The sequence below is a fragment of the Pedobacter sp. P26 genome, assembly GCF_050632135.1.
Lineage (GTDB): Bacteria > Bacteroidota > Bacteroidia > Sphingobacteriales > Sphingobacteriaceae > Pedobacter.
The window spans coordinates 2,773,372-2,794,385 of record NZ_CP192574.1; the positions used below are offsets into that span (position 1 = coordinate 2,773,372).

The following is a 21,014-nucleotide window of genomic DNA, read 5'->3' on the forward strand; positions in this document are numbered from 1 at the left end:
TCGTCAGGCAAACCTATATAGGCTAAACCTGACAGCAGCGAGCATCTTCAAAACCTCTCAGGTTTTAAAATACCTTACAAAGTTGATTGCAGCAATTGCCTCAAGTCTTCCAGTGTATTAATTTCATCTGCTTTTTTATCTTTCCGCCACCGCAATATACGTGGAAAACGTAAAGCTAAACCTGCTTTATGCCGTTTACTCTCCGCAATTCCTTCAAAAGCAATTTCGAAAACCAGTTCTGGTTTTACCGTACGTACCGGCCCGAATTTCTCAATCGCATTACGGGTTACAAAACTGTTTACTTCTTTAATTTCTTTGTCTGTTAATCCTGAATAGGCTTTTGCAATGGTTACCAGGCTTTCCCCATCGCGAACAGCAAAAGTATAATCGGTAAAGAAATTTGCCCTTCTGCCACTTCCTTTTTGGGCGTAGATCATTACTGCATCAACGGTATATGGATTGATTTTCCATTTCCACCAATCGCCGCGCTTCCTTCCACTGTGGTAATGGGAACTCAGCTTTTTGAGCATAATCCCTTCGCTATTGATCGATCTCGAAGTTTGTCTTAATTCGGCTAGTTCCTCCCATGTACTACAATTGATTACCGGAGATATGATCACCGGACTTTCATCTAATCCGCCAATCAATTGCTCCAATATTTTTCGTCTCGCGCTTAAAGGTTTTTCCCTGAAATCTTTGGCTTCATATTCTAAAATATCATAAACAAAAAAGCCAATAGGAGCATCTTCCAGTTGTTTTTTATTAATTGTTTTACGGTTTAAACGTTGTTGTAATGTACTGAATGACAACACCTGTTTATCCTGTACAGCCAAAATTTCGCCATCTAAAACTACGCCGTCGGGCAAAACATCAATCATGAAGTGTAGTTCTGGAAATTGCTCTGTAACCAGTTCTTCGCCACGGCTCCAGATGAAAAGTTCGCCGTTCCGTTTTACAATTTGTCCGCGGATTCCATCCCATTTCCATTCGGCCTGCCATTCTGAAATATCGCCCAGTTTTTCTGGTTCCTGTTCTAAAGCATAAGCCAGGCAAAAGGGGTAAGGCCAGGAGTTATCGGTATTTACATGGATGCCATTAATCAGTTCATGAAAAGTGATTTCGTAAGGATTCCATTTGCCCATAATGCTATGCATAATCTGCGCACTATCTAAACTGCTTTGTTTAGCCAGTGCATTTACCAGCATCTTATTGGAAACGCCAATCCTGAAATTACCTGAAATTAGTTTGTTGAAAATAAAACGTTCCTGGGTTTCGAGTTGGTTCCAGGCGCTTAAAATGAAATCTTTTTTGGTTTCATCATCTTTACCTTCCAGGTCGTGCAACTCTTCTATCCAGGTATGCAATTGGAGATCCGAAGTATTTTCGGCAGGAGGCAACAACAAAGCGATGGTTTCGCTTAAATCGCCAACATTTGCATAACTTTCGGCAAATAACCATTCTGGCGTTTCGGTAATGGCTATTGCCCAATATTTTAGTAAAGCCGATTTAATTGGTCTTTTAGGTTTTTTACCAGTAAATAAGGCAATCACCCATACTTTATCCTTATCGTCGGCGTAGTTAAAATAATCAACCAGGGCCGCGATTTTATCGTTTGTTTTATTGCTCAGTTCGAGCTGCTGGATCAGTTTTGCAAAACGTTTCATGGCTGTTTATTTTCGTTTTGCTCAGCTAAATCCACCTTGTTTTCTTCATCATCTTCCTGACCAAACCTGGTTAAAACTTCTGCGGCTTCTATACCTTCATCATTTAAAAAGCGGCTAAAAGCAGCTGTAAAACCATGGGTAACATACACTTTTTCAGCACCTGTTGCGGTAATGGCTTCCATTAAACCTGGCCAGTCGGCATGATCGCTAAGTGCAAAACCAGCATCTGCACTTTGCCAGCGGCGGTGTGCCCGTACCTGCATCCAGCCAGAACATATACCGGTAACCGGATGCGATAAATTTTTGATCCAGCGGCTATCCCGCATTGCGGGCGGTACAATTACAATTCCTTTCTGTAATTCATCTTTAGTGGTTTCGGGGGTAATCCTGATGGTTTTTGAAAGGTTTACGCCAGCTTCTATAATCACTTCATTGAGGTTGGCAATACTGTTATGTACATAAATAGGAATATCACCGGCCAGGTTTTTAATTAAACGCTGCGCTTTGCCCAAACTATAGGCAATCAATACACTTGTTTTCTGTTGATTGATATTGTCATTCACCCAGTTCCTGATTCCGTTAAAAACAATTTCCTGTTTTTGCCATTTGTAAACAGGCAGACCAAAAGTACTTTCTGAAACAAAAGAATGACACTTTACAGGCTCGAATGGCACGGTAATGCCGTCATCTTCAATTTTATAATCACCAGAAATCACACAAATTTCGCCTTTATATTCAAGCCGTACCTGTGCCGATCCAATAATATGCCCCGCAGGAAAAAACGAAATGTTTACGCCGTTTCGGGTAATGCTTTCTCCATACTCAAGTGTTTCTACATTTAAATCTTCACTAATTCTGCGTTTGATGATGGGTTTGGTTAAAGTATGACAGAGGTAATACTTGTTTCCGAACCGCACATGATCGCTGTGCCCATGTGTAGTTACGGCATAATCTACAGGCCACCAGGGGTCTACATAAAAATCCCCCTGCTTACAGTAAATCCCTCTTTTGGTAAATTCGATCAACGCCATAGCTACTAAACAATAAATTTATGGATTAGTTTTAAATTGATATCGGGTAAATACCCGATAATTTAAAATATCGGTTAATTACCCGATAAATCGAAATATCGGCTAATTACCCGATATTAGTTTTGTAATATGAATAATAAGTTCGATATTGTAATATGATTTGTATTGTAACAGGTGATATTGTAGGTTCTAGAAAGATTAAAGACAGCTGGTTGTTAAGCTTAAAAACAGCATTAAAAGCAACTTCAGGGCAACATGGTAAGTGGGAAATCTTTCGTGGAGATAGTTTTCAGGTTGAGGTGGAACCAGAAAATGCAATTAAGGTTGCTGCTTATTTAAAAGCATGTATAAGGGTAAATAAACCTGCCGACGTAAGGATGGGCATTGGCATTGGTGGGATAAAAAACAAGCGTAAAAAGCTTTCCGAATCAAGTGGAGATGCCTTTATTAACTCGGGGGCAGCCTTTGACAGTTTAAAACAAGCTAAAACCAATTTAGCCATTAAAACAGATTATCCTGATTTTGACGAGGAAATCAATGTGGTAATTAAACTGTCGTTAATTGCCATGGACAGCTGGGGGTAGTAGCTGCAGAAATGGTAAAACTTGCGCTCGAAAATGAAAGCCTCTTACAAAGCGAACTTGCAGCCATTTCAGGCAGAACACAATCTTCGGTAAGCGAAGCTTTAAAACGCGCACATTATACCGAAATAATGGAAATGGACAGGCTTTACCGTAAAAAATTGAACCAAACGATTTTGAAATAATGGATATCTATTTAATCAAGCTTATTATTGCCCATTTAATCGGTGATTTCTTTTTGCAGCCAAATGCCTGGGTAAAAGATAAAGAAAGGAGAAAATTAAAATCAACCAAGCTCTATTTGCATGTAATGGTACATGTGGCTTTGATATTTGTTGTTTTTTTAGTGTTGATGTTTGGAAAACGGCATTAACAATAGGTGTGATCCATTTGATTATTGATGCGCTGAAATCCATCTTTCAGACCAATAAAAATGCCCGTATACTCTTTTTTGCTGATCAGGTTTTACATTTTAGCTCGATTGTGGCGGTATGGCATGTTTTCTACAAAGGAAGCCTGGATATTGGTTTTTTAAATGATCCGCATACCTGGGTATTAGTTTCAGGCGCTTTGTTTTTAACCATGCCTACGTCAATTGTAATGAAAGTGATCATTGCTAAATGGATCCCGGATAATCAGCCCGATAGTCCAAAATCATTAGAGAATGCGGGTAAATACATTGGAATATTGGAAAGGACGTTAATTTTTCTGTTTATACTTACCAATCATTTTGAGGCCGTTGGTTTTTTACTCGCGGCAAAATCGATATTCAGGTTTGGCGATCTGAAAGAAAAACACGATCTGAAACTAACTGAATATGTACTGATCGGAACTTTATTAAGCTTCGGGATAGCTATTGTAACCGCTATGCTCACTCAAAGTTTTATTGCATAAAAAAAGCAGCCCGAAAGCTGCTTTTTAAATTTTTCTATTTTGCTCCCGGAGGGCGGTTTTCTTTTAAAAACTTGGTGTAGGTTAACGATAAATGCTCGCTTGTTCCTTCACCTTCAGAGATACTGTGTGTACGGTTAGGATAGCTCATCAGTTGAAAAACTTTTCTGTTTTTGATCAGTTCATTGATCAACATTTCGGCATTTTGATAATGTACGTTATCATCGCCCGTACCATGGATGTACAATAAATTTCCTTTTAAGTTTTTGGCATAAGTAATAGGAGAACCCTTTACATAAGCTTCTTTACTTGGAAAAGGTGTACCCATATAACGTTCCTGATAAACATTATCGTAAGTTAACTGGTTGCCAACTGCTGCAATCGCAATACCTGTTTTGTAAATTTCAGGATATTGGAACATCAGGTTTAAGGTAGACGAACCGCCACCGCTCCAGCCCCAAACGGCTACACGGTCTTTATCCATAAAAGCGTTGGTAGCCAATAGTTTTTAGCTGCCATGGCCTGATCACGGATGTTAAGAATGCCGATGTTTTTATAAATGCTTTTACGCCAGGTACTTCCCTTTGGTACAGGAGCACCTCTATTATCCATTGAAATGTAGATGTAACCATCTTTGGCCATGTCGCCAGCATATAAGAAGTTTCTTCCGGCGCCATAAGTATCTGATGCTGTAGGCGAAGCAGGTTCACCATAAACATAAAACACAACCGGATATTTTTTCGAAGGATTAAAATTATCAGGTTTTTTCATCCATCCGTCCATTTCAATGCCATCTTCGGTGGTTACTTTGAAAAACTCAACTTTGTTTTTAGCCGCTTCCTGTTTTGATAATTGGGTAGTAATGCTTCCATCCATTGTAAATGGATTACCTGTAGTAAAATTCATCCACTCGGTAATTGGTCTTACAATTGAACTGTTGTAGGTATGGCGTGCAAAAGCAGCATTAGGTGAAATATCGTAATTATGCGTTCCAGGCAGGATAGAAGGGGTAACCTGCTCTAATTTTCCTTTGCCATCTAACTTAGTTTTAAAAAGATATTTCTGAGTGGCATTTGTTGGCGATGCAAGGAAATAAACCGTATTGTTTTTTACATCAATCAGCTTCAAATCAATTATATCGTAGTTACCTTTTGTAACTAATGTCTCTTTTTTCCATCAATACTGATTCTGTACAAATGGTTCCAACCGTCTTTGTCGGATACGATGGTAAATTCTTTATTATCGTTTAACCATTTCCATTCATCCTGCGCATCAATCCAGGCTTTTGCCTTTTTCAGTATAAACCGCTTTTGCATCTCCGGTACTGGCATTGCAGATAAATACCTTACTTTCGTTCTGCTCCCGGTTAAGCTGTTGTAAAATAATGTTGTTACTGTTTGGTACCCACTGCATCCGTGGAATATAATGCTGGATATTATCGCCCGGAACGTTTAACCAGTTTGTTTTAGCAGTAGCGATATCAACCACACCAACTTTGCAAACAGATGGATTTTCGCCAACTTTTGGATACTCAACCGGGATGGTATAAGGATAAATCGAATCAGTATTATTGATCATCAAAAAGTTTTTGATCCTGGTTGCATCAATTTGCCAATATGCAATAGATTTCCCGTCAGGACTCCACCTAAAACCATCACGACAATCGAATTCCTCTTCATAAACCCAATCAAAGGTACCGTTGATCATTCGGTCTGTGCCATCAGTAGTTAAGGCTTTAGCGCCGGTTCCGTCAATATTTTCTACATATAAATTGTGCTTGCTTACGTAAGCTACTTTACTTCCATCTGGTGATAATTTAGCAAACATTAAAGATGATGCCGGTTTATCTTTTCCAATCTGGATAATCTTGTTAACGGTTAAATCAGCCAGCCAGTAATCGCCACGGGTATCATAACGCCAAACTTTTTTACTGTTGGTGTAGATCAGTGCTTTTGTACCATCGTCCGACAATTGGAAACTTCTTACCGCAATGGCATTATCTTTTCCTGCTGGCGTTAATAATGCTCTGGAAATAATTGTCTTTTTATCGCTTTTAGGGAGGGAAACCGAAATAATTTCTCCGCTTGCAATCTGATAGTAGGAGTTACCATCTTTTGCCCAATTGATATTTTGAGCCTTTGCATCAATTAGTGAAAAAAATGCTATACAAGCAACTGATAATCTAAATAATAATCTTTTAATCATATATAATTTTTGGACATAAAAAAAGCTTTTCAACTTTTGGGCTAATTTAAATAAAAAGCCTGCAGTTAAAAAGCTATAAATTACCTTGAATTGGCTAATTATTCACCACCACCTTGCATTGCTTTCAATTCTTCCATTGTTACTACTTCGTAACCTGTAGGGATTTCAGTGTTAATGGCACCTACTTTGGCTTCAGAAAGAGATTTTAGAACAAGGTCTGAATTTACGCCATTAATTACTGCCGAATATTTTACAGGAAGCGCACCTAAGCCTTTAAAGAAACCGCCACTGGTAATTGCAGCAATGTCAACGTCTTTTGTTGCCCATAATTCATGCGATCCGCCTTTGTCATCTTTATAGGTATATTTTTCAGCATTAAATCCAGCGATTGTCTGTTTTTCGCCAGTTGCTTTATAATCGGAATATTTTGGTAATAAAGCTTCTTGTGCTTCTGTTTCTGCTTTGCTCACTTTTACTGCAAACTGTTTTTGAGCTACGGGAACATCAATTAATAATAATCCGGTTTTATCTGCCGTATTTGAAATGATATTAACCATGGCAGGGCCATTTTCAATTTCTATTTTGGTTAAGCTACCATTAAATTTAGTTTTAACGTCAGTTGTTGTACCATTAGCCGTTACAGCAAATACCAAAGTACCTTCAGCAACTTTCTTTTGTGCATGGGCAATTATAGCAGTACTTACTAAGATTAAAGCCACAACGCTAGTTTTGATTGATTTGAACATGTTTTTATTTTAGTTTTTAGTTATTTACCAATTAATTTTTTCTTTTTTTAAAAATGAAGAAATCCCTTTTTTAAAATCCTCACTTTCTCTCACCCGGGCATTGATCTGTACAGCAATTTCCAAACTCTTTTCCAAGTGCGGATTGACAGTTTGGGTAATCAGTTGTTTCGTAATCATTAATGAATTACCAGAACTTCCGTTACACAAACTTAGTGCAAATTCTCTTACATTTTGATGAATTTCGGATGAATTTGTTACAAAATTTATCAAATTATATTTAAGTGCCTGCTCTGCAGAGAAAGTTTTTCCGGTTAGTAAAATTTCCTTAACAATAGATTCGCTCACCTTTTGTTTTAAAAAACAGGAAACTATAGCGGGCGCAAAACCAATTTTCACTTCAGTATAACCAAAATTACTTTCAGGAGTAGCAAAAATAATATCACATATCGTAGCTAAACCACAGCCACCTGCAATGGCATGACCTTCTACCTGGGCAATAACCACCTTTGGTAAATAATAAATGGTTGTAAATAGTTTTTTTAAATGATTGGAATCGGCTACATTTTCTTCGAATGTATTGTACTGTAATTGCTGAAGATATGCTAAATCAGCACCAGCACTAAATGCATCACCATTTGCATTCAATATAACCACTTTTACCTGGTCATCTTCTGTTGCTTTTATAAATGCAGCAGTTAATTCAGCGATAAGTTGAGGGTTTAACGCATTTCTCTTTTCGGGTCTGTTGATCGTTATCGTTGCTATTCTTTCAGCAACCTGATATAAAACCAAATTTTCCATGTTATTGGGTTAGTTGCACCAAATATGCTTTATTTTTCTTTAAAACATGTACATCTATATTATTATTCTCTATATACTTTTTTAAGATCTGGATTTTGTAATCTTTATTGGTAGCATCTATTATTGCCGTTTTATATTTTATACCAGCATCTATTTTGGCTAAATTAAATTTAGTATTTCCACTTAGCCATATACCCGAAAAGGTAGCATCTCCATTTATCTTTTTATTGTTCAGTTTTTCATCAACCAGGAGTATCCTATATTGAAAAAAGGTAATCTGGTTGTTCTTTAATGTAAAATGCCTTAAAACAGTATCTTTCTTTAAATTAATAAAATACATCTTCTTTAATTGTAATTGGGCTAATGCTGGTTGAACAGAGAAAACATAGTTTTTATCTTCACTATTTAAATCTGAAATTAAAACAGCTTCTTTTCCATTAATAAATGCAGCCGCATAATTTTTTCTTAGGGAAAAGAAAATGATCTTTCTCTGGTGAAAAACCTTTAGATCATCGCGCACAATCAAAAGTTGATAACAAATAAACAGAAATAAAGAAGAGAACAAAAGTTGTTTGTTGAATTTTATTAATGCATAAATAAACAAGCCTAGTGAAAGGCTCAACAAGGCAAATTCAGGCAGATTAATCCATATTGAAGAAAAGCTTGCATACGGCAAATCGGCAATCCATTTTAGTACAGCATTTGTATAATTTATTATCCATTCTAAAACCGGCGCCAGAAACCCGAATGATGGGATCAATACTACAATCCCTAAATACATCATTAATATTAATGGAAGGGTGATGAAAAGATTAGCAAAGAGGAAGTAAAATGGGAATTGATGGAAATAGTAAATACTTAATGGAAACGTGACTATTTGTGCTGCTAAAGACATGGATGTAAAACTCCATAATTTATCTATCCAATTGTGTTCAGTAAAAAAAGGTTGTAGATTTTGGGCTGAAGATAAATTAGTCCAAATACGGCCAGGTAAGAAAGTTGAAATCCAATATCCCAGATTAAAAACGGATTGTAAACGAGTTGACAAAATGCAGAAAAGGCTAAAACATTATAACTATTGGTTTTCTTAGATAAAACTTTAGCCGTTATTAAAATACTGATCATTATAGCTGAGCGAACAACAGAAGGCGATAATCCTGTTAGTAAAGCATATCCCCAAATCAAAGTACAGACGAGCAACAGTTTAACAATTTTCAATGTTCGATTCTTATTCAAAAATAAGAACATAAAATCTAAAACGACATAGATAATAGCTACATGTGCACCTGATACCGATAAGGCATGAATGGTTCCTGTTTTGGAATATGCTGATAAAGTTTCTTTACTTAAATCGGCACGGTAACCTAAAATAAGGGTAGAGGCCACAGCAAAAGCTTCGTCACTTTTAATTAATGTTCTGTATGTTGCTACTTGCTTTTCCCTTAAGTTTAAGGCCATCTTTATAATCGGATTACCAACATTATTTTTGGTGTTTACTATATGATCCTGATCTATAAATGCCTGATGATAAATATTCTGACTGCCTAGCCAGGCTTTGAAGTCAAATTCTGCCGGATTATATGGCGGTTCCACTTCAGTATAGCTAACCGGAATCATCATTTCGTCGCCATATTTTAGTTGGATGGGTTTAAGGCTATCTAATTTTACAGTAAGCAGCATTTGGCCCGATAAGCCGATCTGTTTACCTTTTAGATATCCAGATCTTACCTTTGCTTTAAAACGCAAAATATTGCCGTTTTGCTGAGGTTCATCATTAACCCAAACTTTTAAATAATTGCAATTGGTTTTTGCAAAGTAATTTTGGTTTAAACTTTCGTTATTAAGCAGGCAAAACAAACTGCCAAGGTTGAAAAAAGTATGTAAATCAAAATACCAACTGCACCTTTGTAACGATAGATATTGAATCTTTTATAAGTAACGTTTAAAAATAAAATGCTCAGTAAAACAACAACTAGCGTTAAGTTCAACCATTTAATATATGCTAAGGCCGGGAGGAAATAAAAAATAGAGATGCCCAAAATAAAAGGAACTAAAATCCTGACGAAAATATACTCGGTCTTAAACATTGTTTAAAATTGATAGCGTACTTGAATTTTAACTTCCGATTTTTTATTCCCTTTAATTTCGTCCAGATAAGTACCAACTGTTTGTACGTCCTTATAAACAAATACCCCATATCGGACCCAAACATTTAATTTTTTAACTACGTTGTATTTTAGGTTGAAGTAGGTTCTAAAACCTCTTCCATTGTACATTCCAAAAGCAAAACTGTATAAAACATCATCTTCATACGCGTAAATTCTACTATTGTAACTTGGCGTATTGAAATAGGCAAATCTTACATTACCGGTTAGCTTAGCGAACATTGGCGAATAGTCAATATCCTGATAAATAAGATATCCAAATTCCCTGTTTGCACTTCCTTTTTTATATTGAGAAACCTCTATCCGGTTTTGAAAATGCCAATTCTTATTCAGTTGCCAGTTTGCCTCTGCCCGGTAACCATCTCTTTTTACATGGTCTAAAAAATTTACAGGAACATCCAGATCGGTATTTTGCTGTTTTTTTTCTGATTTAAACCGAACTAATATTTTAAAGGTTTTGCCTGGCATATAAATCGCCTGAGCTAAAACTTCGTAACCCTTTGAAGGTTCATCAACACGGTATTTTAACCAGGGGAACCGAAATAAATCACCATAGAAAGAAAAGGCCCAATGTTTATTTGGGTTAACATTCAAGCCCGCATACAATCCCCTTTCATTTACGGCTTCGCTCGATTCTGATACTGCCTGATTGAAGAAATTGTGATAATCTTTAGCATAATTGCGATAGGTTAAGGCTGTAGAAACCGATGACGACAAACTAATGAGTACACCATTAATATAGGCAAACCCACCACCTAAACCTTTTGCTGCCTCGCCATAGAGGTACATGTTTTTATAGGTGTAATTATAAAATAAACCCAGATTAGTTAACGATTTTCCTGTGAAACTATACCGATCGTAAGCCGCAGTTTGCGTAATAAAACGACTCTTATAATTGGTATGATAAGCAATTGCACCAACAGCAAGTTCGTTTTTGGTATATTGAAGTGTTGTACCAAATACGCGCTGTGCCAAAACACCTTTATTCTTAATCTCAGTAGGCGTTCTATGCAAGCCAGTTTGATTAATCGTAGACTGAACTAAATTTCCTTCAGCATCTAATTTTTGACTCGCATCAAGATTGCGGAACGAAATAAAAGGAGTGATGTCTACATTTTTAAATAAATTAATTGTTGCGGCGACTCCTCTAAAAAACGAATATTCGTTGGTGGAATTATAAGGCCTTAAACCCAAATCTTTTTTAGCTACACTGGTTACATCAGGTCCTTTGCCAAAAGAAAAACCTGACCATAAGGTTAAGCCTTGGCCAAATTGCTGTGTATAATCGCCAACAACCAATTTTTTTAATTTACCCAGTTTGAAGAGCGCGATATTTCCTGAATAAAAATCAAAAGGCCTACCGATAAATTTTTCTCCGGCATCTTTATCTAAAGTTATGGCTGCCGATAAAATTGAACTGTATTGATACCGGTATCGCATCTGAAATCTCTCTGGCGAACCTAAATACCTGCTTCCAGGTAAATCAGTATAACCTCGTTGCTTTTGTAAAGTTTGCGCTAAACGCATCATCAGATCATTTTCACCAGCGTGCACGAGGTTTTTAAAATTGAGTTGCTGATATTCGGTGATATTGGTTAATGTTACGAATGGAAGCAGCATTTGAATCGTTTTAACATCAAAGCCAGCAATGCTCTGCAATTCCAGCACATCTGCAAACGGACCATTTTCCTTTAAATGTGTAAAGAAATTACCAATCTGTAATGGAGACAGGAATACCAAAGTATTTAATTCTTCTACCGAAGTGTGATTCAGGTTAATTGGGTGTTTCCGATATTTCTCCAATATATCAACCAACTCGGTCATATCGTAATCCTCGGGGAGGTTTTCAGCCATGCTTTCCAAAATATCACGTATAGCTGTTTCCTGTGTGTTGGTTTGGGCATTTGCCATAAATCCAATCATTACAAGGGCAACAGTTAAAATTTTAAATGCATCACCACTTCCAATCAGAAATTTATTATACAGGTTAGTGAGCCATGAGATGATCATATCCCAGCTACGGAACAGGGGATCTCTAAAGGGATTTGCTTGCAGCAATCCATTACGAACTAATGCAGATAAACCGGCACCCAAATGCTTTTTGGGAACTAAAAAGCAGGGAAAAGGGGCGGGCAACAATACATACCATATTTTCATAAGCAGAGGTTAAACTGGTTAATAAAAAATAGGGTGATTTTTGTATTGGTGATTCTAATATAGGAAATAATTAAAAACTACAAAAAATGTATTTTTTTAATTACTTAAATGAATAGATAGAAGTCTATGTATAATGAGAATGTTGTGCTTAAAGTTCTTCTGCCAGATTTACTAAAAAACTTTTCAGCTTTTCTAATGAATCAATAATCTTTTGATTCTCTCTAACGCCTGTTTTATTGTTCTTCAAATAGTCTTTTGCGCCCTTTAATGTAAAACCTTTTTCATCAACCAGATTGAAAATGATTTTTAGGTTTTCAATGTCTTCTGGTGTGAAAAGACGGTTACCTTTCTTGTTTTTTTTGGGTTGAAGGATATCGAATTCTTTCTCGTAAAAACGAATCTGTGATGCGTTGACATTAAACATTTCAGTCACCTCACCCATGGTATAATACATTTTATTAATGTCTCTTTCTTTATACGGCATATTTTGTAGTTGATTATGAGTGTTTTATATCGTTTAATTAAAGTATTCAAATGTAGCTCGATTTTTCCTTATTAACGCAATAAAATTTTAATTTTGTTCCCTCCAATAATATTGAAATGACAGCAAAAGAGATTAGACAGGCATTCCTTAGTTTTTTTGAATCGAAACAACATCATGTTGTTCCGTCAGCACCGATTGTGGTTAAAAACGACCCAACTTTAATGTTTACCAATGCGGGTATGAACCAATTTAAAGATCTGTTTTTGGGGGAGGCCGCCATAAAATATTCTCGTGTTACTGATACCCAGCGCTGTTTACGTGTTTCGGGTAAGCATAACGACCTGGAAGAGGTGGGGATTGATACTTATCACCATACCATGTTCGAAATGTTGGGTAATTGGAGTTTTGGCGATTATTTCAAAAAAGAAGCCATTGCCTGGAGTTGGGAATTATTGACCGAGGTTTACAAAATCCCGAAAGAAAAATTATATGTTACCTATTTCGAAGGCGATAAGAAAGAAGGTCTGGAAAAAGACCAGGAAGCTTACGATCTTTGGAAACAATATGTGGATGAAAGCCATATTTTACCTGGAAATAAAAAAGACAATTTCTGGGAAATGGGTGATACCGGACCATGCGGACCATGTTCTGAAATCCACGTAGATTGCCGTACAGATGAAGAAAAAGCTTTAGTTGATGGTGCTACCCTGGTAAATGCTGATCATCCCCAGGTAATTGAAATCTGGAATAATGTATTTATGCAGTTTAACCGTTTAAAAAATGGTTCATTGCAAAGTTTACCCGCTAAACACGTTGATACAGGAATGGGTTTTGAACGCCTGGTACGTGTTTTACAGGAAAAAACCTCTAACTACGATACCGATGTTTTTCAGCCAATGATTCAATTTATCTCTGAAAAAGCTGGAATTAAATATGGTGCTGATGAGAAAACAGATATTGCCATGCGCGTAATGGCCGATCACATCCGTGCCATTTCTTTTGTTATTGCCGATGGTCAGTTACCTTCTAATAATAAAGCAGGTTATGTCATCCGCAGGATTTTGCGCCGCGCTGTACGTTATGCTTATACGTTTTTAAACTTTAAAGAGCCTTTCTTAAATCAATTGGTTCCTTTATTGGCTGAGCAATTTAAAGGGGTATTTGATGAATTGATTTCGCAACAGGATTTCGTTCAGAAAGTAGTACTGGAAGAAGAAGTTTCTTTCTTAAGAACTTTATCTACCGGAATTCAACGTTTCGAAAAATACCAGGCTAATGATCATGTGGTTGAAGGAACTTTTGCTTTCGAATTATCAGATACTTTTGGTTTTCCAATCGATTTAACAGAATTAATGGCCCGAGAAAAGGGTTGGAGTGTTGATTTGGTTGGCTACGAACAGGCATTGAAAAAACAAAAAGACGATAGCCGTGCAGCTACCGCTATTGACACAAGTGATTGGATCGTTGTAAATACAGAAGATCAAAGCGAATTTGTAGGTTACGATGACTTAGAAATTGAAACCGAGATTTTAAAATACCGTAAAGTTAGAGCTAAAGGGAAAGAACAATATCAGATTGTATTGCGCCAAACGCCTTTTTACGCCGAAAGCGGTGGTCAGGTTGGCGATACAGGCCGTTTAGAAGATCATAGTCGCCAGTTTTGGGTAGATATTACTGATACCAAAAAGAAAATGGGCTAACTGTTCATTTTACCGATATTTTACCCGATAATCTGGAAGGCAAATTCTGGGCAGTTGTAGATGAAGATAAACGTGTTTTAACAGAAGATAACCACTCGGCTACACACTTATTACATGCAGCGCTTAAACAGGTTTTAGGCAAACATGTTAACCAGAAAGGTTCATTGGTGAATGCAGATTACCTGCGTTTCGACTTTTCTCATTTTGCAAAGGTAACTGACGAAGAATTGGCTCAGATTGAGGTAATCGTGAACCAGAAAATCAGGCAGAACATTAAATTGAAGGAACAGCGTAACGTTCCTTATCAGGATGCCATTGAAAGTGGTGTAACGGCTTTATTTGGTGAAAAATATGGCGATTTTGTCCGTATGATTACTTTTGACGATCATTTTTCGAAAGAGCTTTGCGGTGGTACACATGTAAAAGCTACAGGACAGATCGGTTCATTCAAGATTATTTCTGAAAGTGCAGTTGCAGCCGGTGTTCGCCGTATTGAAGCCATTACAGCCGATAAAGCTGAACAGTTTTTCTTAGATCAAAGAAAAGAATTGGGTCATTTAAAAGCTTTACTGAATGGAAGCAAAGATTTATCAGCTTCTGTCCAGGCTTTACTGGATGAAAATGCAAAACTGAAAAAGGAGATCGAAAAATCGACAATAGAGCGTGTAAATACTTTGAAACATGAAATTGTACATCATGTAAGAGGAATTAATGGCATTAACCTGATAGCTAAACACATTGATCTGCAAAGTGCTGAAGCAGTTAAAAACCTGGCCTTTTCTTTAAAGGATATGGTTGATAACCTGTTTTTGGTTTTCACAACAGAAATTGATGGTAAACCAGGAATAACCGTAATGCTTTCTGATCACCTGGTGAAGAAAGGATTAAATGCTTCAAATATTGTTCGCGAATTGGGTAAAGAAATTCAGGGTGGCGGCGGTGGACAACCGTTCTATGCTACAGCAGGCGGTAAAAATCCAGCCGGGCTAAAGGTTGTTTTGGAAAAAGCAGAAAGTTTTATTCCTTAAGATCGTCATTATAAGGAAAAACAACGAAGCAATCTTACAGGTGTATCCATAAAAAAAGAGGCTAAAAGCCTCTTTTTTTATTTTAATGCCTACCATGACCATGTTTTTCCCGGTGCCCCCTGGAGAATAAACTCGAATTTACCCTTCTATCATGATATCTGTGGTCTATATGATGAGGTTTGTAATGATTTTTTGGTCCGCGATATCTGATCCTGCCACCACCACCGTATGATGAACGGTAATAGTTGTTGCGGCTAACATAAGTTACTCTATGTGTGTTATAATGACGATATGGATTGTTTCCGTGCATTACAATTTTACGTCCGTGACGCAGGTCATAACCTCTGTACCTTGCTGGTAAATATCTGGATCTTGTCCATCTGTTGCCATTCAAATAAACAAACTGCCTTTGCGGTACGTAATAATAAGATTGTACCTCAGGGAGATAGTAATAATCAACGTTCTGATAACCCGCAGGAACCCATGCAGGCTGAGCGCCAATATTTACGTTGATACTTACCTGAGCGTTGGATGGATTAGATGTTAAAGCCACGATACCTAAAATCGCGGAAATGATGAATAGCTTTTTCATAATAATCTATTTATTTGTGTGTATTTCAATAATTCAAACGCTGTGCCAAAACTTCTATTGTAACAGATAAATAAAAAGGAGCCTCTTCCGAAACTCCTTTAATCACAGCTAAATATCAATTTTAACGGCGTTCATTATCACGGCCTTTTCTCTTATCTCTCTCCGGACGGTTATCGTGACCATTGTTAAAGTGTGGACGGCCATTATTTTGAGCTGGTCTTGTTACGTTTTTGCACTACACGATTAGGACGGTTATTGATAACGGTAACATTTCTTACAGGCCTTTGGTTATAGTTAGGATGTCCTTTTACAACAAAGTACTTAGAGTCTCTGCTATCCCTGATAATGGTTTGTCGACCACTATAGTTTTTATATTTGCTATATCTGGTCACATAAATATTATTTCTCAAATAAGGTTTAGGTTCGTTGATTACCACTTTATAAGCACGGTATAAATCAAAGTTCCCATATTGGGCAGGTAAACGGTTTGTCCAAATCCAACGTCCGCCATTTGCATAAATGTATTGGCCTGAAGGAACATAATAATAAGCATCTATATCAGGAAAATAATAATAGTCTACGTGATCGTAACCTGTTGGGCCCCAAATTGGTTGTGAGCCAATATTAATATTTAAACTAACCTGTGCTTTTGCATTGTTGATGCCGAATAATGAAACTATCAGTACTGCAGCAAATAAAACTAACTTTTTCATAAATTTTAATTAAGGTTTCTTTTGTGTTTGATTAGATAGACTACAGCACCTGGCGGTAGTTTAATTACAGAATCCTCTTTAACATTTTTTTAACTATTAAATTTTACTGAGTAATTTTACTCAATGTATTGAGTAAATTGTTAAAATCCCTATAACTAATTTATATTTAGTGCTTTATGTAATAATTTTTAGTTAATCAAATTGATAGTATCTTCTATTAAATCTTTAATTATCAGAATTGCAACATTAAGATTTGCAATTACTTTATGTATTGAGTAAATTTACTCAGTTTATTGAGTAAATTGTTGTGTATGTTCCAAAGGTCTCATTTACAAAAGCTTGTAGCTGTTATGAATGAACCAAAAAGGTTTATTCAGGTGCTTGTTGGCCCCAGGCAAATAGGCAAAACAACCTTGATCAGTCAATTGATCAAAGAAATTGATACGCCTTGCATATTCGAATCTGCAGATGCTGTTGCTGCTTCAGATAGAACCTGGATAGAGTTGATTTGGTTTAATACCAGAGAACTATTAAAAGAACCTGGAGTTAATGAATATCTTCTTGTTATTGATGAAATTCAGAAGATTGACAACTGGAGTGAAATTGTGAAGCGCTTATGGGATGAAGACATGCGAAATGGAGTAAACTTAAAAGTAATTTTATTGGGATCTTCCAGACTGCTCATTCAACAGGGGCTTACCGAGTCGCTTGCCGGTCGTTTCGAATTAACTTATCTAGGACATTGGGGCTTTGCAGAAATGGAAAATGCTTTTGGCTTCACCGCCGAAGAATATGTATGGTTTGGAGGCTATCCCGGTTCAGCAGTTTTAATTAAAGATGAATTGCGCTGGAAAAACTATGTCTCAAATGCTTTGATAGAAACCAGCATTTCTAAAGATATTTTAATGCTTACGCGCGTTGATAAACCCGCATTGATGAAACGTTTATTTGAGTTGGGCTGCCTATATTCAAGTCAGATATTATCGTTTACTAAAATACTGGGGCAGCTTTCTGATGCTGGCAATACGACAACATTGTCGCACTATTTACAGTTACTGGATACTGCAGGTTTACTGGGGGGCATCGAAAAATTTGCGGCTGATGTGATCCGTAAACGTTCATCAAGCCCTAAATTCCAGGTGCATAATAATGCTTTGGTGAGTGCTCAGCGAAATGAGCTTTTTGAGGAAATAATGAAAAAACCAGCTGAATGGGGAAGAATGGTCGAATCCTCAATAGGAGCACATCTGTTAAATTCTTCTTTTGTAGAAGGTTACAAAGTATTTTATTGGCGGCACAGAAATGATGAAGTAGATTTCATCTTAGAAAAACGTGGTAAAGTAATCGGCATAGAAGTTAAAAGTACAGGATTGGTTACAGGCACTTCCGGCATGGATGCCTTTAGCAAAATGTATAAGCCAGATAAAATACTTTTAGTGGGAGCCGGAGGATTGCCATGGCAAGAGTTTTTAAAAATTTCTCCGTCAAGCCTTTTTTAACGAAAGACTAAATAATAACTATATTTGACACATTAATACTTAACCATAGATCAAATCTGTATCGAACTGTAACCTTTGGTTAATAAAACTTATAACAATAAGAAGCTTTAAATGCCTTTACAAGAAACAAGCCCCCAGACTGTTTTCGAACTCGTTTCAGGATTAGAAATCCACGTTCAGTTAAATACAAATACGAAAATATTTTCTGCTGATAGCGCATCGTTTGGGGCTTTACCTAATCAAAATATATCTACGGTTTCGTTGGCATTGCCTGGGGCCTTACCTAAATTAAACAAAGAAGTAGTCGCAAAAGCTATCCGTATTGGTTTAGCTTTAAACTGTACTATTAACCAGATTAACCATTTCGACCGGAAAAACTATTTCTACGCCGATTTGCCAAAAGGATATCAGATTACGCAGGATAATCAACCAATCTGTGTAAATGGCTTTTTGGAGCTTCAGCTTGCTGATGGTACTAAGAAGAAAGTCGGAATTAACCGCATTCATTTGGAAGAGGACGCTGGAAAAAGTATCCACGATCAGGATGATAACTATTCGCTGGTTGATTTAAACCGTGCCGGCGTGCCTTTGATAGAGATCGTAACCGAGCCAGATATTCGCAGTTCGGAAGAAGCTTCTGTATTGCTGAGTGAAATCAGGAAACTGGTAAGGCATTTAAATGTAAGTGACGGTAATATGGAAGAAGGTAGTTTGCGTTGCGATGCCAATATTTCTATACGTCCGCAGGGCACTACTGAATTTGGAACCCGTTGCGAAGTAAAAAACCTAAACTCGATGCGTAACGTACGTAGAGCAATGGATTTTGAATTTGGCCGCCAGGTAGAAGTGATTAGCAATGGTGGAAGGATTATTCAGAGTACTTTGAATTTTGATGCTGATAAAGGGACTACTTCTCCAATGCGTACCAAAGAAGAAGCCAATGATTACCGTTATTTTTCTGATCCTGATTTACAGCCTATTTATATTTCAGATGATTGGTTGGCAGAAATTAAATCATTGATGCCTGCTTTGCCAAACGAAATTTCGGAGCAAATGATTGCCGAATTTGGAATCAGTAAAGCCGATGCGGCACTTTTTGCTGAAGATTTAGATCTTCTGGTTTATTTTAATACAGCCAAACCGGTTGTAAACAATAAAAAAAGCCTGATCAATTGGTTAATCGGTCCGATAAGGGCTGTTTTAAATGAAAAAGGGATTGGCATTACCGACTTTAAAGTAAAACCTGAACAGTTGGCTGAGGCAATTAATTTAGTTGATGATAAAAAAATTACTCAACAGATTGCTATTCAACAATTATTGCCAGCTGTTGAATCGGTGGAAAATGCAAACGTGAAACACTTAGCGCAATCATTAAACTTGCTTATTTCCGAAAATGGAGATGAATTAAGTGGTTTTATTGATGAAGTGTTAAGTAAATACACTCAACAGGTAGAAGCGTACAAGAAAGGTAAAAAGGGCGTTTTAGGTTTGTTTGTTGGCGAGGTAATGAAACTAGCCAAAGGAAAAGCCGATGCTAAAAAATTAAATGAATTAATACTTGAAAAACTGAAATAATGAGACTAAAACAATTGAGCCTGATCATGCTGATCGCGATTGCTTTCACAGCATGTAAACCAAAAGATAGCTTTACCATTGACGGAACTTTCCAAAATCCGGGCAAGGAAAAGAAAGTATTTTTATACGGCATGCAAAATAGCAATATGGTTGCAATCGATTCAACTAATTTATCAGAAAAAGGTGAATTTAAATTTATCCGTAAAACTCCATCTGTTGATTTCTTTAGGGTATCAGTAGGTAACCATGAGTTTATGTTAATTGCAAAAAATGGCGATGAAATTAAATTAGCTGCTGATTTGGCCGATAAAACCATGGCTTATAAAATTTCAGGTGCAAATGAGGTAGAAAAATTATCAGAACTAAATGCCATTAGAAATAATTTTGCCAAACAGGTAGAAAAACTACAGGCAGATTTTGAAGCAAAAGTGGCAACACAACCTCAAAACAGGGCAGCTGTGCTAGAATCGATGAAACCTCAGTACGAGTCGTACATCAATCAATTGAACACACAGATTATAAAATTTGCTAAAGACAATAAAGGTACACTCGCCAGTTTCTATGCTATGAATACTTTGAGTCCGCAAGAATTTGAAGCAGAGCTTGTACAGTTTGCTGATGAGGTTAAAGAAGAAATTAAAGGCAATGCTACTGTTGATGCTTTTGTAAAACAGATGGCGCTTTTAAAGGCGGTTCAGGTGGGGCAGGTTGCACCTGCATTTACAATTAGTACTGCAGATAACAAACCAGTAAGTTTATCAGATTATAAAGGAAAATATGTGCTGATCGATTTTTGGGCATCCTGGTGCCAGCCATGCCGCCAGGAGAACCCGAACGTAGTTAAGGTTTACAATAAATATAAAAGCAAAAATTTCGATATCATTGGTATTTCATTAGATACTGACAAAGCAGCATGGTTAGGTGCGGTAAAAGCAGACGGATTAACCTGGACGCACGTTTCTGAGTTAAAAGATTTTAATGGCGAAACGGTAAAAAAATATCAGGTACAGGCTATCCCGACTTCTTATCTCGTTGATCCATCGGGAAAAATTATAGCTAAAAACCTGCGTGGTGATGAATTAGAAGCATTTTTAGCCAAAACGTTACGTTAAAACAAATTCCATGTTAAACTAATTTAAGTAATTAACAATTTCTTAACTTAGGCTTAACTAAATATTGCAT

The 21,014-nt window shown here is 36.8% G+C and carries 17 protein-coding genes and 3 pseudogenes; 7 read left to right on the forward strand and 13 right to left on the reverse strand.

What is annotated here, in order from left to right:
• Window positions 1-74 precede the first annotated feature (74 nt).
• Window positions 75-1,664, reverse strand: a complete 1,590-nt coding sequence (locus tag ACQ86H_RS12875; protein ID WP_431295098.1) for an ATP-dependent DNA ligase — start codon at window positions 1,662-1,664, stop codon at window positions 75-77.
• Window positions 1,661-2,695: a ligase-associated DNA damage response exonuclease gene (locus ACQ86H_RS12880; protein WP_431295099.1), complete on the reverse strand. Its 1,035-nt coding sequence runs from the start codon at window positions 2,693-2,695 to the stop codon at window positions 1,661-1,663. Before ACQ86H_RS12880 ends, ACQ86H_RS12875 begins: the two co-directional genes overlap by 4 nt.
• 155 nt (window positions 2,696-2,850) lie before the next feature.
• Between ACQ86H_RS12880 and ACQ86H_RS12885 the strand changes: the two genes are divergently transcribed.
• From ACQ86H_RS12885 to ACQ86H_RS12895, 3 genes and pseudogenes are all read left to right on the forward strand, one after another.
• Window positions 2,851-3,279 (forward strand): hypothetical protein, encoded by a 429-nt coding sequence (locus ACQ86H_RS12885; RefSeq protein ID WP_431295100.1) that lies wholly within the window; start codon window positions 2,851-2,853, stop codon window positions 3,277-3,279.
• An 11-nt stretch (window positions 3,280-3,290) separates the two neighbouring features.
• Window positions 3,291-3,461 carry a hypothetical protein gene (locus ACQ86H_RS12890; protein ID WP_431295101.1) on the forward strand — a complete coding sequence of 57 codons (171 nt, stop codon included), beginning with the start codon at window positions 3,291-3,293 and terminating at the stop codon, window positions 3,459-3,461.
• A pseudogene (locus ACQ86H_RS12895) lies at window positions 3,461-4,170 on the forward strand (DUF3307 domain-containing protein). The gene ACQ86H_RS12890 and the pseudogene ACQ86H_RS12895 overlap by 1 nt, the downstream one beginning before the upstream one ends.
• A 34-nt stretch (window positions 4,171-4,204) precedes the next feature.
• On the opposite strand, the gene ACQ86H_RS12900 reads toward ACQ86H_RS12895, so the two are convergent.
• From ACQ86H_RS12900 to ACQ86H_RS12940, 9 genes and pseudogenes are all read right to left on the reverse strand, one after another.
• The gene (locus ACQ86H_RS12900; RefSeq protein WP_431295102.1) at window positions 4,205-4,669 is read right to left on the reverse strand and encodes an alpha/beta hydrolase family protein; all 465 of its coding nucleotides are present in this window, start codon (window positions 4,667-4,669) and stop codon (window positions 4,205-4,207) included.
• Window positions 4,633-5,295 (reverse strand): alpha/beta hydrolase family protein, encoded by a 663-nt coding sequence (locus ACQ86H_RS12905; RefSeq protein ID WP_431295103.1) that lies wholly within the window; start codon window positions 5,293-5,295, stop codon window positions 4,633-4,635. The genes ACQ86H_RS12900 and ACQ86H_RS12905 overlap by 37 nt, the downstream gene beginning before the upstream one ends.
• Before the next feature lie 29 nt (window positions 5,296-5,324).
• Window positions 5,325-5,498, reverse strand: coding sequence for a DPP IV N-terminal domain-containing protein (locus ACQ86H_RS12910; protein WP_431295104.1), 174 nt, complete (start codon window positions 5,496-5,498; stop codon window positions 5,325-5,327).
• Entirely contained in the window at window positions 5,440-6,372 is a 933-nt protein-coding gene (locus ACQ86H_RS12915) for a DPP IV N-terminal domain-containing protein (RefSeq protein ID WP_431295105.1), read from the reverse strand. The genes ACQ86H_RS12910 and ACQ86H_RS12915 overlap by 59 nt, the downstream gene beginning before the upstream one ends.
• A 98-nt stretch (window positions 6,373-6,470) precedes the next feature.
• Window positions 6,471-7,091, reverse strand: coding sequence for a DUF4412 domain-containing protein (locus ACQ86H_RS12920; protein WP_431295106.1), 621 nt, complete (start codon window positions 7,089-7,091; stop codon window positions 6,471-6,473).
• A 51-nt stretch (window positions 7,092-7,142) separates the two neighbouring features.
• A complete protein-coding gene (locus ACQ86H_RS12925) occupies window positions 7,143-7,919 on the reverse strand; it encodes an enoyl-CoA hydratase/isomerase family protein (RefSeq protein WP_431295107.1) in 777 nt (258 codons plus the stop codon).
• Window position 7,920: 1 nt separating this feature from the next.
• Window positions 7,921-9,776: pseudogene (locus ACQ86H_RS12930) on the reverse strand (ComEC/Rec2 family competence protein).
• Window positions 9,777-10,009: 233 nt separating this feature from the next.
• Window positions 10,010-12,241, reverse strand: coding sequence for a helix-hairpin-helix domain-containing protein (locus ACQ86H_RS12935; RefSeq protein WP_431295108.1), 2,232 nt, complete (start codon window positions 12,239-12,241; stop codon window positions 10,010-10,012).
• Between the two features lie 148 nt (window positions 12,242-12,389).
• Window positions 12,390-12,725, reverse strand: a complete 336-nt coding sequence (locus ACQ86H_RS12940) for a MerR family transcriptional regulator (RefSeq protein ID WP_121284799.1) — start codon at window positions 12,723-12,725, stop codon at window positions 12,390-12,392.
• Between the two features lie 116 nt (window positions 12,726-12,841).
• Here ACQ86H_RS12940 and alaS point away from each other — a divergent pair.
• Window positions 12,842-15,453, forward strand: a pseudogene (alaS, locus tag ACQ86H_RS12945) (alanine--tRNA ligase).
• Window positions 15,454-15,535: 82 nt separating this feature from the next.
• On the opposite strand, the gene ACQ86H_RS12950 reads toward alaS, so the two are convergent.
• Window positions 15,536-16,045, reverse strand: a complete 510-nt coding sequence (locus ACQ86H_RS12950) for a hypothetical protein (RefSeq protein WP_431295109.1) — start codon at window positions 16,043-16,045, stop codon at window positions 15,536-15,538.
• A 203-nt stretch (window positions 16,046-16,248) separates the two neighbouring features.
• Complete coding sequence (locus ACQ86H_RS12955) at window positions 16,249-16,758, reverse strand: hypothetical protein (RefSeq protein ID WP_431295110.1); 510 nt, start codon at window positions 16,756-16,758, stop codon at window positions 16,249-16,251.
• Between the two features lie 350 nt (window positions 16,759-17,108).
• Between ACQ86H_RS12955 and ACQ86H_RS12960 the strand changes: the two genes are divergently transcribed.
• From ACQ86H_RS12960 to ACQ86H_RS12970, 3 genes are all read left to right on the forward strand, one after another.
• Window positions 17,109-18,257, forward strand: coding sequence for an ATP-binding protein (locus tag ACQ86H_RS12960; RefSeq protein WP_246862793.1), 1,149 nt, complete (start codon window positions 17,109-17,111; stop codon window positions 18,255-18,257).
• Between the two features lie 111 nt (window positions 18,258-18,368).
• A complete protein-coding gene (gene gatB, locus ACQ86H_RS12965) occupies window positions 18,369-19,832 on the forward strand; it encodes an Asp-tRNA(Asn)/Glu-tRNA(Gln) amidotransferase subunit GatB (RefSeq protein WP_138821547.1) in 1,464 nt (487 codons plus the stop codon).
• Window positions 19,832-20,944 (forward strand): redoxin domain-containing protein, encoded by a 1,113-nt coding sequence (locus tag ACQ86H_RS12970; RefSeq protein ID WP_431295111.1) that lies wholly within the window; start codon window positions 19,832-19,834, stop codon window positions 20,942-20,944. Before gatB ends, ACQ86H_RS12970 begins: the two co-directional genes overlap by 1 nt.
• The last annotated feature ends 70 nt before the right edge of the window (window positions 20,945-21,014 follow it).